This window comes from Bdellovibrio sp. BIS2 (genome assembly GCF_055398295.1).
In genome coordinates, this window is sequence record NZ_AP035879.1 from 2547014 (window position 1) to 2561436 (window position 14423).

A 14423-nucleotide genomic window follows, 5' to 3' on the forward strand; every position below is an offset into this window, starting at 1 on the left:
AAGATTTAACCCCGTTTGTTAGCCTTTCCTAGTTCGCAATTGAAGCTAACAAAGAACCATTAGGAGGTTACTATGAAATTCGCTTCTATCTTGATGACTATCGCTTTCGCAGGTGTTGTTGCTCACGCTAACGAAACTGCTCCAGCTGCTACAACTGCTGCTCCAGCTGCTCCTGCTGCTGAAGTTAAAGCTGAGAAAAAAGCTGCTAAGAAAAAACACACTAAAGAAGCTGCTCCTGCAGCGGCTGCAGCTCCTGCTGCTCCTGCTACTACAGCTCCTGCTGGTCACTAATCTTTCGCGCCCAAAGCGCAAAGATGTGATGAAGGGAACCTTCGGGTTCCCTTTTTTTATTCGTGAATGTGTTGTTGAATTATTTCACCCAAAGTTCCACGCGCGGAACACCGATAGTTCCCGGCCCCGTCACCGTATCACACGCCGGAATCCCCACAGTCGTTGTACCATATCCCGCAGGCGCCATCATCCCCACTGCATAAAACCAGTTTGAATGATTCGCGGAACCGTCGGCCAACGCCGTATTGCTGGCACCATTGTATTCCAGACCGCCCCAGTAATTTGACGTGGATTCAATGGTCACAGCCGTGTACCCGGCCACCGGTTGCGAAGTGAAGTTGCTGGTCTGAGTCCACCAGTTACGAATCGAGCTGCCTGACCCCGGCCAGTTGATTCTTAACTCCAGCTTTCCAGAACGATAGAACCCGGCCACCCGACCCATAATCGAATATCGAGCTGCCAAAGGAGCCCCTGAATTGTAACTTAAAGTTTCAGCGACGTTAGCAAACACACCGTCAGAATAGTTGTGATTTAAAATTCGGGTCCATCCGCCACCGTCTGTCGTCATGTCACAGTAAACTGGAATCGCCCCAGCACCGCCGGGATTGATGGTATAAAGTCCCGTCCCAATGGACGCCCCACTATCCAGAATGTCTTTGCAGGAATCGTAAGTAGTGATCGTGTCATCTTCTTTGATCCACAGATTGACTTCCGCAACACCCGCACCGGTCCCAAGCATGGAACTGGCGGCGGGAATTCCGGCAGGTGTTCCGTATGCCACCGTCGATCCGATCGCATACCACCAGTCAGAAATCTGCACCGAACCATCCAACAATGCCTGATTGTTATTGATGGGACCGTGAGCTCCGTTCCCCAGCTCCAGACCTCCCCATTTGTCAGTGATCGCTGTTGCCATGATGGGTGTCCATCCGGCAACCGCCACATCGCTCAGTGGATTCGTGCTTTGCAGCCAGATATTTTTATTGGAATAGCCCGGCCAGGTTTGGCGGAAACGATATTTTCCATTGGTGGCAAAGTCCGGAATTTTGGTCAGTTGCGAATACAGGTTTCCAGTCGGTGTGCCGGTATTCTTAGACTGCGCATCGGCCGTGCTGGCAAAGTATCCCCCCGCCACGTTGTGCCGGAAGATCCTTGTCCAACCTCCGCCGTCGGTCGTCATATCACAGTAAGCCGAGTATTGGGCGTTAGCTCCAGTTCCGTCGGAATCGATGGTATAAGTCCCGTCCGCCGGGCTTCCCATCAGGTCTTTGATCTCTTTACAGGACTTTGGATAACACTGAGTTGCGACAATGAACGCGGGCTTTGAGGCCCCGATAAAACTGGTCCATTCCGTGGAGGTCTTCGTCGGTACAAACAAATCACTGCTGGCGTGGTTGTTGGTCACAATATAGCAGGAACCTTGCGAGCTTACATAGGGAAGATAAAGACGCGTGGAACCACCCACCGGAATACGATAGCCTTCGCTCAGGGTGTTGATCCCCAGAACAAATGGCGCCATCATAATCATCAATGCAATTCGCAGTTTCATAATTGTTCACGCCCCATATTAACGAAGGTAAAACTTAAAGTTACACGCGTTGCCTTTGCCGCTATAGCAGACTTCCGTGGCCTTGTATGACGGGACAATCCCTTCATTTCCGGAATTAACGGCAATGTTAAACGCATCGGCAGTATTGTAATTGTCATTGGCATTCTGCCCCGCACATCCCGCAGTTCGGCTGGTGTGACGCAGATTTCCCGCACATTTTGTATTATTATAGTTCCAGTTTCCGCCGGCCAAATCAATGATCGGGGCTCCACTATTGTAGGACGGCGAAACAAACATGGCATCAGTCGTGTTTACCGCAATGGAAAACGCTTCAGGATTCACGGAAGCCTGCTGAGTCGCCACGATATGCTTACCCGCTGCCGCCAGATTGTAAGTATTCACAAAGAAATCATTCGGCGTTGTTCCCGTCACGGTCCCGTTGGAATAAGCCACCAAAGTCCAGCCTCCACCATCCGTCGTCATATCGCAGAAGACTTCATAGGGAGCAGTTGTCCCGGCTCCATCAATATCAATTGTATAGATGCCGTCACCTTTGGAAGCTCCCGCCGCCAAAATGGCTTTGCAGGAATTATAAACCGTATGTGTATCGTCATCCTTCATCCACAAATTCACTTCCGCCACCCCATGACTGGCGCCGAGCACATCGGAAGCCGGAATCCCAGCCGGCGTGGTTCCCCAGGACACATAAGCCCCCACGGCATAATACCAATTGGCATGATTGACCGAACCTTCCAGATACGACGAAGTCTGGGCAGGTCCATGGGCGCCGTTCCCCAGCTCAAGACCGCCCCAATAATTCGTGTACCCTTGCACAAAAACGGTCTTGTATCCCGCCACCACCACGTCCGCAGTGGGATTCGTCGTCTGGAACCAGATGTTTTTCAGATTCTCTCCCGGCCAGGTCAGACGAAACTGGTATTTATTCCCCGCCGTCTTGAAGTCATCCATCTTGTTCAGAATGGAATAAAGATTTGCCGTGGGCGTGGAGGTGTTTTTACCGCTGGCATCGGTCGCATCGGTAAAATACCCGCCTGCGATATTATGTTTGAACACCCGAGTCCAGCCACCACCGTCCGTAGTCATGTCACAGTAAACGGGATAGGGGGAACTTCCCGTCGGGTCGACATAATAGATCCCATCCCCTTCAGAACCATTGTTGTTCAAAATATCCAGACAAGAACTGCACTTGGTCAACGAGACGTTGGTGATCGTGGCGGCGCGGAACGCCGTCCACTCGGCAGCAGTTTTGGTGGGAACAAAGAAGTCTTTGTCGGCTGTGGCATTCACCACTTTCTTGCAAACGCTATGGGCATTGATGGCCTTGGTCGTGCCACGATTCACCCGATGACCTGTGTCCTGGGTGTTCATTGCCACCAGCAACGGTGACAACGCTAAAATAAGGGCGATCTTTCCAATGATCTTCACAGTCTTATTTTCCGTTCAGCAAAGCTTTTTCCAGACGCTCCAGACGTGCTTTCAGATCCTGATTTTCCTGTTCCAGTTTTTTCAAACGGCTGTCGGAAGATTCATTCACGCTGGCCAGACCGCGGGACACCTGGGCAATCTGCCCTTGGCAAAGCTCTTTGTCCTGCAGACGTTCTGCGTGTTCCTGTTTCAGGGCTTCTACCAGAACTGCCACGATATTTCCGTATTGAACGGCTTTATATCCGGACTGTTTGTCAGTGCGAACCAGTTCAGGATAAACTGCTTCCACTTCCTGCGCGATGAAACCCATGGTCTTTTCGCCGTTGTTCTTCCAGACGAAATTCACCCCACGAAGTTTCAGCACGTTTTCCAGTGCCATCGGTAAAGTCACAACGTCTTTTTTCAGGCGCGCATCGGAAGTGTAAAGATAGGAAGCAGCTTTCACGTCGCCGTTTACTTCCAGGGCCACGCTTGGTGTCGTTGTGTTGATACCGAAGTAGCCAGAGCCAAGAATGGTCATCTTGGCGGTATTGCTGATACCGATTTGCAAAGAACCAAGCACGCTGTTGGTTATACTGTTACCGATAGTCACGGAGTTGGATGAAGTCACATTATTGCTGCGCCCGATCACCACGGAATTTCCCGAGTTGGCATTCACGGTATTGCTGCGACCAAATACATCCAGACTGTAGCTGAAGTTCAGCAAATTTGTGATGATAGCATTGCTAGAGCCCACAATATTCATGGAAGAAGCATTACCCCCACCCGAGTTCGTGATCGAGTTGGAAGAGCCAAACACCCAGTTGGAGGCATTGGTGAAAGTCGTATTTCCGGTTCCGATGATGGCCGCGCCATTCACATGCAGCGGAGTGATTGGCGAAGCGGTTCCAACACCCACATTGCCTGCAATGTCCACCGTCATTTTCACTGTCCCGGCGGTTTCAAACTGCAGACTCTGAGCATCGTTTGTTCCCATTATCGCCGCAGCACCGAAGCTGTTGCCGCCATTGACAAAGACATCCGTCAAACCATACCCACTGGCCGTCGTTGGATTTGTTCCCGCGGTCACACGGCCATAGGCGTCTGTCGTCACGGAACGATAGGTTCCTGCTGTACCCACAGTCGGAAGATCCGCAGCCGCAATGGCGCGGAAGGCTGGCGCCCCTGCACCACCTGTAGAAGGCCCCGCGAAGAATGAGTTCTGCGCCTGATTGGCAAAGTTAGCCGCCGTTACAGAAATCGACTGACACAGGAACGTGTCGGTCGCGGCATTGTAATACATCGTCTGAGAAGTCGTACACGCCGTGCTGGCGAACACGCCACCAAACGGAGTGATCGTCGAACGCAAATCACCCAACTGCAAGAAGGCTGGCGCATACTGTGTGGTCCCATTATAGCGCAGCACCTGGCCCGCGGCCGTCGGCGCTGTGGCACTGACGGCCGTGCCCTGCACCTTGGTCACCGTGAACGCGCCTGCATTGGTCATGGTCACATCACCTGAAGGCGCCACAGCCGTTGCCACACTGGAGCCATTACCCACGCGGATATTGCCCGGAGCCAGAGTCGCAGACAGTTTATTGTTGAACGTCGTCCAGTCCGCAGAAGACAGATAACCGTTCTGAGAACCGTTGGCCACCTGAATGCCGATGTTCGGCGCGCTGGCAGTGCCGGAATTCACAATCGGCGAAGTCACGGCCACACCACTTGTCACCGCAGGTGATGTCCAGGAAAGGTTTCCGGAAGCATCCGTCGTCAGAACCTGGTTGGCAGAGCCCACCGCTGTCGGGAATCTCAACACATAAGAAGTCGTCACAGTGTTTGGAGCCTGCAAAGTCACCGTGTTGGAGCCCGTGTCACGCAGAACTACAGAGCCCGCGCTGATCGCTCCGGCTGCAAAATTGCCGGACCCATCGCGTTTAACAATCGTACTTGCAGTATTCAAGTTTGTCGCAGCATTGGCCGCCACAGTTGCGGTATTGATATTTGCCGCTGAAGAGCCACCAACAGAGTTTACTGTCGCGCTGACTGTGCCATTACCAGAAGCCGTCACATCACCTGTAAGGGCCGTGATGGTACCACCCGCACCTGCGGATGAAGCAATCGCCACCCAAGAACCGGCATTATACTGATAAATTACTTTCGTATCAGACGCGAAATAAATCGCCCCTGCCGCGGGACTGGCTGGTTTTGCAGCATCGGTACCGGACTGAATGCTTGGTGAACCACCGGCATTTGAAACCAATGAATCGGTGATGCCATAACCTGACAATGTTGTCGGCTTGCCGGAGGTGATCTTAGACCAATCCAGATTCGGGATGTCGCCCGCCGCTAGGCCAGCGGAAGAGGTCACGCGCCCTTTAGCATCATAAGTGATTTTCGTTCCGGTACCAGCCGTCACCACGTTCGCCAGCGTCGGATTCGGATAAGTGCCGGTCAGATCTCCGCCCGCTGCACCCGATGGAGCACGAGAGTTCGTCAGGCGTGAATCATTCCCCAGCACCACTTGAGCCGCTGTCGCGTCCCCGGCCGCCGGAGCATCTTTCACGGCCGCAGTTCCCAAACCCAGATTGGTACGGGCTGTCGTAGCTGTTGCCGTCAGCTCGCTCAAATTATTTGCTGGATTCAGCGGTGTGAAGCCCAGCGCATTTTGTTTTCCATTAAAGGTGTTCCAGTCCGCTGAAGACAAGTAACCGTTTGTCGTTGTGTTCGCTTGAGAAATCGAGATCACCGGGGTCGTCGTGCCTGTCGCCACAGAAATCGGCGCAGTGCCTGTCACATTCGTGACCGTACCGCCGGCATTGCTGTCTGCGGCCGCATACCAACTGGTGCCGTTGAATTTCAGAACCTGATTGTTGGTTGGAGCTACCGTGAAATCCAGAGGGTAACCTTTAATCTGACCAACCACCGTCGCACCCTGAGTGCCCGTCACATCCCCGGCAAGACTTCCCAGGAAGTTCGTCGCTTGAGTTGCCGATCCCACAGCCAGCGAAGTTTGATTTGTGCACTGCCAGCCCAAAGCCACAGACCAGGTCAGCAACTGATTGGCACCACAAGACAGCGGAGCCAGCGTCGCGCCCGTCGAAGAATCCGTCATCACCAGACGGCTGATGCCCGGATTGGCAAAAAGCTTTTCAGTGGAAACCGCGCCTGCGGCAATTTTAGGAGTCGTCACCGCATTGTCAGCAAGACCCGGATTAGGATAAGTGCCCGTCAAAGCACCCCCCGCAGCACCCGTCGGAGTACGCGCATCACTAAAGCGCGCATCATTACCCGCCGCCACGGTGCCAGCCACAGTGCCCACGTTCAACGTGATCACCGGATTCACCGTATCTGCTGAAACTGTCAGATAAGGATTGCTGCCAGCAGATGCCCCCACGGACTGAACCGTTCCGCCGCTGGCACCAGACACACCCGCACAACCAAATTCTTTGGTCGCCGCATTCCAAGTCAGGAAGCTGCCGGCACCGCAATCAGCACCAGCGTTAACTTCCGTTTTCATCACAAAGTCAGTTGCCACATGCGAACCCAAAGTCGCAGCGGAAGAAGCAAAACCTGCAAAAGGAACCGTGCGGATTTCATTGTCCGGAGAAATCGTCTGCCACTGAGCCCCATCGTGGAATTTCACACGCAGGAAACGCCCATCAGTCAGTCCCGGGTTGTAAGGAGAACCGCCGTCACACGTGAAAGGATTGCCGTTGTTAAAAGCATCCAGAATTGTGAATGTCGGCGCTGCCGGATAACTGTGCGAAGCCCCGATCTTAACGTCGAAGACCCCGCCTGAATTCGTCATGTCGATGTGATTAAGTTGCTCGCGGTAAAGAACGCAGACTTTATTCGGCGCCAGAATTTCAAACTGGAAGGCGACCGCATTGTATTCCAGCGGTGCCCCACTGCTTTTAACGATGCGTCCCTGATAAGTCAGCGCCGCCGGACTGGCATGAGCCACCGTTGTTAAGAGGCTAACAAAGAAAAGTGCCGTTAACGTTCCGTAGTTCTTCATACGTAACATATCGGCATTTATAATCTGACTCTGAATTACATTCGCAAAATCCTTGGAGTATCTCGCTATTTACGAACCTTTGTTACATATTTCAGCAGGGTTTTGTCTCAGAATCAGACACAAACCCCGACCTAAATTGGGAATCGACCTAGTCCATCGACGGGGCTTCCACATGAATCGTGAAAGGTTTTTCAACCGCCGGACGGCGAAGTGCCTGTCGCAAAGTGGGATGCAAAGTCTTGCTAAGTGCCGTCAAGGTTACCGGCTTTCGCAATTTCACTGACTTCATGATGGCTTCAATCACCATCAAGTCCAGCACCCCTTCTGTGGCGTTCGGCTCGGGGTGTTTTTTATTGATAAGGCAGTCCGAGAAATACACGATCTCCGGCCCGAACTGATCACTTTTTTTAAACTTGTACTTGCGAGGCGCCGCATTCACCCGACTGAAATGCAGGGTCATGTCATCAAAATATTCATAGGCATTTTCCAGGCGCAGACACCCGGTGGTTCCCACCACATCAAAAGCCGCCTGATGGTGACCGCTGAAACTGCAGATAAAGGTCGCCATACGCCCGCCGGAAAACTTCATCACCACCGAAAGCATTTCATCCACCTCTGTGGAACGCTGATCAAATCCCTGATGGGCAAAGGCAAAAACCTCTTCCGGCAATTCACCAAAAAAGCCTCTAACCGCGTTGATGCAATAGATGCCGACATCATAAAGCGGACCTCCGCCTTTGGTGCGACTGGTGCGCACATTCCCTTCTTTCACCCGCATGCTGAAGACGGAATTAAAGAATCTCACGTCACCCAGCTGGCCTGACCTGGCAATTTCGATGGCTTTTAAATTGGCGCGCTGAAAGTGCAGGCGGTAGGCCGTCATCAGGCGACTGCCGGTTTTTTCACTGACTTGAGCCATGACCTTGGCGTCTTCAACCGACATGGCCAAAGGTTTTTCACACAGGACGTGAACTCCGGCCTGCATCGCTTCCACCGCAAAGCGCGCATGCATGTCGTTGGGAAGAGAAATATAAACGGCATCAATCAGCCCCGAATAAAGCATCTTGCGGTAATCGGAATAATCGAAGGTGTAGTCCACATTATATTCTTTGGAAAGTTTCTGAAGCTTGACTTCGTCCCCGGACACCAGCGCCACCAGTTCCGAGTTGGCCTTGGACTGGGTAAATCCCGGCAGGACCGCGTTCTGGGCAATATGCCCAAGCCCGACAACAGCATAACGAATTTTATCAATTTGTTTTACGGCCACTGAAACCTCCTTCAAGGATCACATCCCAGAATAATAAAAGGCTTTTTCGGCCATAAAAACAACAAGGCCCCCGGGTTTGCCAAGAAACCAGAGGGCCTTTTGTTTGTCTGCAAAAGACTGAAATTACACCAGACTTTCTTCGATCTCTTCCTTTGAAAATTCTGTCGGCCGACGAATGGATTTCACCTCGCCTGCTGAAATTTCCACGATCTGATCACAGTCGGCGATCGTTCCCAGACGGTGGGCGATGATCAACATCGTCACCCCGGCAAAGGACGTGCGAATGACTTTCTGTAAAAGAGCATCCGTCTGCACATCCACGCTGGCGGTGGCTTCATCCATCACGATCACCCGCGCCTTGGTCAGCAGAGCCCTTGCCAGACACAGCAACTGACGCTGTCCCTGACTTAAGTTCAAACCACCTTCGGCCACGGCCGAGTTCATGCCTTCCGGCAGACTTTGCACATAGTCCCACATGGAAGCATGTTTCAGTGCGCCCATCACCTCGTCATCTGAATACTCGTTGTAACGATCCAGATTATTGCGAATCGTCCCCATAAACAGAGTCGGATCCTGCGGAATGATCGCAAGACTGCGACGCAGTTTTTCCAGAGGCACACTGGCGGTGTTCACACCGTCAATGCTGATGCTGCCCTCTTCCGCCTCAATAAAGCGGAACAGTGACTGGAAGAACGTGCTTTTGCCAGAACCTGTCCGTCCGATAATGCCCACGCGACTTCCCGCCTCAACTTTGAAAGTGATTCCTTTCAAAACCAACGGCAGATGACTTGCATAGCGCACTTTCAGGCCTTCGACAGAGATTTCACCGAACTCCGGCCACGTCGGGCGCAGCGGTTCAGGCATCGGTTTCAGAACGGACACTTCCCCCGGCAGGTTCGAGAAGAACTTCAAACGTTCAATCGATGTCATGCGCGATTCAATATCCGCAAAGATACGAACACCCCAGTTCAGGAACCCCCAGAAGGACAGCGAGTACAACGTCACAAGGCCGGCAGTTCCGGCATCCATCACTCCATAATAGGCCGACAAGCTGACCCCCACGGCCGTCGCCATGGAAATCAGGCCACCCACCAGCGGAATGCGCGAAGAGAACCAGCGGTTGATCATGTAGTGTGAATAGAACATGCGATTGCTGTGCGAAAGTTTCGCATAGAAATTCTGCATGAACCATGGCGCCTTGTTAAAGCTGCGAATGACCACCAGCCCCTGAAGGCTTTCCTTGAAGTGGGCATAACGAGGTGATCTGGCAACACTGTCAAAACGCTTCACTTCACGGGCTGGACGGCGATAGTCCCGTTGCAGCACATAATAAAGCGCCATCACCGGAGCAATCACAAACACCATCAAAGGCATCAGACCCAAAATCAAAACAATCGATACAATCACCTGCAGCGCACAGTGAACCGCCGAATCAAAGCTCCATTGCAGGTACACGTCCACCGATTCCACATCACGCGAGAAGCGCTGAATAATACGTCCCACCGGAGTCGAATCAAAGAAGCGCACCGGGGAACTCAAAACACTTTTCAGCATTTTGTCGTGCATGTTCTTGCCGGCACGGATGCCGCGATCCAGCCAGAACAAGTGATTCAGCAACGACCCCACCAGAACCATCACCCCGATCAATCCGTAAATTCCAATGGCCGTCAAAGCCAGCCACTCAGTCTGATGACCGGAATAATAAGACAGCCAGGCCTTTTGCGCCAGAGGCAGAACTGTCACCCCCGTGGCGCCCAAGAGCAGCGTCGCCAGAATCAACGGCTTGGTGTATTTGCCATCACCACCCAAAGAACTGATGTAATCCCAGTACACAGAGCCCTTCACCGCCCCCACTTCGCGATCTTCGTCTTCGGTCACGCGGGTGGTTTTGGCTTCCAGCTCTTCATTGATGGATGCTGTCTCCTGAGCCGTGTCTGCCGGCCGGGAATCGTGCTCCTCGCCTTGAGTTTTACCGTGTTCTTTATAGAACTCGGCAAAGGGAGCGCAGGACTTCACCAGGTCACTGAAATGCCCCTGTCCCTGCACACGTCCGTGCTGGATATAGATCACCTGATCGAACTGCGCCAAATGTTCCAATCGATGTGTCACCACAATACGGGTCACATCTTTCCAGGCGCCAAAAATCAGACGCTCACACAACAGGTTTTCAGTATCCGCGTCCACCGCTGACAATGGATCGTCTAAAAGCACGATCTGAGGTTTGCGCAAGAAGGCGCGAGCCAGAGCCACACGCTGTTTCTGACCACCGGACAGGTTCACACCCTTTTCACCGATTTCGGTGCGAAGGCCCCCGGACCATTCTTTCAGGTCGCGGCTCAGACAACTGTTGTGCAAAGCGCGGCGCAGATCTTCTTTCGAAACCTCTTCACCGAACTGCAGGTTTTCCAGCAGCGAGGTGTTTACGATGTATGCTTCCTGCGGCACATAGGCCATGCGTGGACGTCCCGGCATTTCAGGCACAAACTGCAAGGCACCTTCCCGTGGAGCCACCTCGCCCAGCAAAGCCATCAGCAGGGAGCTTTTCCCCGCCCCCACGGGCCCCACAATGGCCAGTGAGCTTCCCGCCGGAACAGTGATGTTCGCATCGTGAATAATGTCAGAAACCGCCCCTTCATGACGAAGACTTAAGTGCTGCAGTTGCAACCCCACCGGCCCCGTGTCGGTGCGCTCAGAGGTAGTAATTTCAACTTCGTCCTCATTCAGGTATTCCAAAATACGACGAGCGCCGACTTTGGCATTCGTTGCACGGGAGATCAATCGTGACAAATCACCAAACGGACCTTCCAGCAAACCAAACAAAGAAATACAGGTGAAGATCACCGCCGCATCCAGCTTTTCCCCGCGCCAGGCATGCACCGCCAAAGCGACAAACAAAACCAGCGTGGAAACTGCGAGATAACCCAGGCTGGAAACCACTTCAGCTTTGGCCAGTCGGCGACGACTGGTCAGTTCCTTTTCACGAACTTCAGTGACTTCCTTGGCAACACTCTTTTCCCAGGCAAAATACTTCACCACGCGGATCGCATTCATCGCCTGAGTCATCAGGGTCACACGGCGATCCCGGTGTTCCATCATCTCTTCATCCAGATGCGTGAACTTTTTGGCCACGTAATTGGTAAGCGGTGCCAATGTAAAAAGAACCGCCAAGGCCGCCAGCGCGGACCAGCCAATATAATAGAACAGCATCGCCACGACGCCGATAATCAGGAAACTTGCGGATATAAGGTCCCCAAAAACCAGGGGGAAGTCCGACACGTTGTCACTGTCCGTGCTCATGTGATTGACGATATCGCCGACCTGATTTTTCTGGCGCGCCTTTTGACTGAGTTTTAGACTGTGCTTGAACAGACGCTCATTCAAAATATTGGTGGCGACCTGATAGGCCTTCAAAGAGTTGAAGAAATAGTGCTGCATGCACAGGCCCGACAGGAATCCGCAAAGCCCCAATGCCACACCATAGATCAACGCCGTGGGCAGCGTTTCAGCCGTCACCCCCGCAGAAATAGTCCCGACAAAACGATTCACAAACACCGGTGACAGCAGCGCCAAAACAGAACTGGCCAGATACCAGGTGTAAGATGGTCTGGTGAAATCACGCAAAGCGCGGATCATCGAAAACAGCAAAGCCCGTGGGGACTTCCAACTGATTTCCTGCATATTAACTTGAATATGCTGAGGATGAAGTTCCTGCGGCAGTGCCAGCAGATCACTTTCCTCGATATTTTTTGTTTTTGCCAATTTCACCAATGGCGTGACATCAGTGAACAACAAACGTCTGAAAAAATTCATAACGAATCCATAACTGCCCCAAATGGGCGTAAATACAGTCAAATATTTAATTGTGCAGAAGAAATAAGATCAGTTCTTAAACGAACAAATGACCTTAGAACTGTGATAGAAGAAGGCCCAACATTGAATTCAATGAGCTGATATTCATCATAATCATGTGGTCCTCCTCTCGTGTGAGATGTTTTAAAGCCTAACCAAAGAAAAAGGGCTTGTCTAGCCCCCTCCTAAAATAAAAACAAAAGGATCTTATTATGATCCCAGAGGTAGCGTAAAGTAGAAGACCGATCCCTGGCCGATTTCACTGCTAACTCCAATAGTTCCACCCATTTTCTCGACCAGTTGCTTGCTGATACTCAAACCCAGGCCAGTACCACCGAAGCGGCGCGTGATAGAGGAATCCCCTTGTGAAAAACGTGTAAAGAGCCCCTGCATTTGCTCCGGAGCCATGCCAATGCCCGTGTCTTTCACACCAACCCACAATTGATCATCACTCACCTTCAGTTGCACCCGAACTTCGCCGTGGGTGGTGAACTTCAGTCCGTTGCCAATCAGGTTAATAAGCACCTGCTGAAAGCGAGCGGCGTCACCGTTGATTTTCTCCGGCACCTGCGGATCGATATCCAATTTCAGATCCAGCTTCTTTTCAACAGCTTTGATCATCAGGATTTCAAAAGCCCGTCGCACGGATTCCCGGACAGCAAACGGAGCTTTTTCGATCACCATCAGACCGGATTCAATCTTGGATAAATCCAGAATATCGTTGATCAGATTCAACAGATTTGACGAAGCCCTGGTCAAAATAGTCACGAACTGACGCTGATCCGGAGTCAGCTCTGTATCCAGCAAAAGCTCGGACATTCCCATGATTGAATTCATAGGAGTGCGAATCTCATGGCTCATGTTGGCCAGAAACTCGGACTTGGCGCGGGTTCCGGCTTCGGCTGCCTCTTTCGCGCATTCCAGCTCCTGCTGGTAGCGATGAAGCTCCGTGATGTCTGTCGACACCCCGGCAATGGCAATCAGATGACCGCCTTCATCCCGCAGCGGAAACTTTTCTGACAGATAGTATTTTTGAGAACCATCGGCAAAGGTCAGACTTTCTTCATAGCTGCGCGGGCTCTGCTCCACAATCAGTTGACTGTCAGATTCAGAGAAGCGCTTTGCATCTTCGGCACCAAAAATCTCCCGGTCCGTTTTACCCACCAGATCGGCACTGGGTTTCCCCACCAGCTTTTCGAAAGTGGGACTGACCAGCAGATACCGACCGCCCAGATCCTTCACATAGACAATGGCCGGGGAAGACTGCAAAAACATCTTCAACAAAAATTGTTGATAGCGCAGCTCTTTTTCGAAACTGCGTCTTTGTGCAACGTCATACAACAAACCGTAAACCTGAACAATGCGCCCGTCCTGACGTAACGCCGTTCCCATGACTCGGGCAGGGAAAACCCGCCCTTTGCCAGAGCAAACCAGAACCTCCACGTCATACTCTGTGCCATGATCCAGCAGGCGCTGATGAGTTTCAATCAACTGCGCCCGGTCCTTTTCGAGGATCATTTCAAAGCCGCGCAAACGGTCCAGATCATAGTTTTTTGGATCCACCTCAAAAATGTCGTAAAGCGCGCGGGACCAGAAGTGCTTGCCGGTAACAACATCCACGCTCCACGTCCCGATGAGCGCGTCCGCATTGGCTTGGCCGGAAATCTCGGTGAATATTTTTTGTGGAGTCGTGTCCTTCGCAACACAAAGCGCGTCGTTGCTGGCGGGGTCATACTGATAGTTCCAGGAAAGAAACTTATACTGCCCATCCTTGCACCGATAACGCAGAAGGAAGTTTCGAATGACTTCCCCTTTTTGAATCTTTTCATAACGACTGACAATACTATTGATATCGTCCGGATGGATGAGGTCGCTAAAGCGTATTTGCATCAGCTCTTCGGTGGACCAACCCAAAACTTCGGACCAAACATGATTCAGTTTCCTAGGACGCCAGTCTTCTCCAAAAACACCTACCATGTCATTGGACAATTCAAAGAGAGCGTCATAACGGGATTCCATTG

Annotated in this window: 7 protein-coding genes; 1 reads left to right on the forward strand and 6 read right to left on the reverse strand. The window is 52.1% G+C overall.

Annotation, left to right across the window (positions count from 1 at the left end):
- Positions 1 to 72: 72 nt before the first annotated feature.
- Complete coding sequence (locus ACZ520_RS12185) at positions 73 to 291, forward strand: hypothetical protein (RefSeq protein ID WP_374033497.1); 219 nt, start codon at positions 73 to 75, stop codon at positions 289 to 291.
- 79 nt (positions 292 to 370) lie between these two features.
- Here the strand turns inward: ACZ520_RS12185 and ACZ520_RS12190 are convergent, their stop codons facing one another.
- The 6 genes from ACZ520_RS12190 to ACZ520_RS12215 form a co-directional block, all read right to left on the reverse strand.
- The gene (locus ACZ520_RS12190; protein ID WP_464125755.1) at positions 371 to 1840 is read right to left on the reverse strand and encodes a fibrinogen-like YCDxxxxGGGW domain-containing protein; all 1470 of its coding nucleotides are present in this window, start codon (positions 1838 to 1840) and stop codon (positions 371 to 373) included.
- Between the two features lie 18 nt (positions 1841 to 1858).
- Positions 1859 to 3286, reverse strand: coding sequence for a fibrinogen-like YCDxxxxGGGW domain-containing protein (locus ACZ520_RS12195; RefSeq protein ID WP_464125757.1), 1428 nt, complete (start codon positions 3284 to 3286; stop codon positions 1859 to 1861).
- Positions 3287 to 3290: 4 nt separating this feature from the next.
- A complete protein-coding gene (locus ACZ520_RS12200; protein WP_464128421.1) occupies positions 3291 to 7286 on the reverse strand; it encodes a tail fiber domain-containing protein in 3996 nt (1331 codons plus the stop codon).
- Positions 7287 to 7434: 148 nt separating this feature from the next.
- Positions 7435 to 8553, reverse strand: coding sequence for a Gfo/Idh/MocA family protein (locus tag ACZ520_RS12205; RefSeq protein WP_464125759.1), 1119 nt, complete (start codon positions 8551 to 8553; stop codon positions 7435 to 7437).
- Positions 8554 to 8676: 123 nt separating this feature from the next.
- Positions 8677 to 12363 carry an ABC transporter transmembrane domain-containing protein gene (locus ACZ520_RS12210; RefSeq protein ID WP_464125760.1) on the reverse strand — a complete coding sequence of 1229 codons (3687 nt, stop codon included), beginning with the start codon at positions 12361 to 12363 and terminating at the stop codon, positions 8677 to 8679.
- A gap of 249 nt (positions 12364 to 12612) precedes the next feature.
- On the reverse strand, positions 12613 to 14421 hold the full coding sequence (locus ACZ520_RS12215) for a sensor histidine kinase (RefSeq protein ID WP_464125762.1): 1809 nt from the start codon (positions 14419 to 14421) through the stop codon (positions 12613 to 12615).
- Positions 14422 to 14423: the final 2 nt, after the last annotated feature.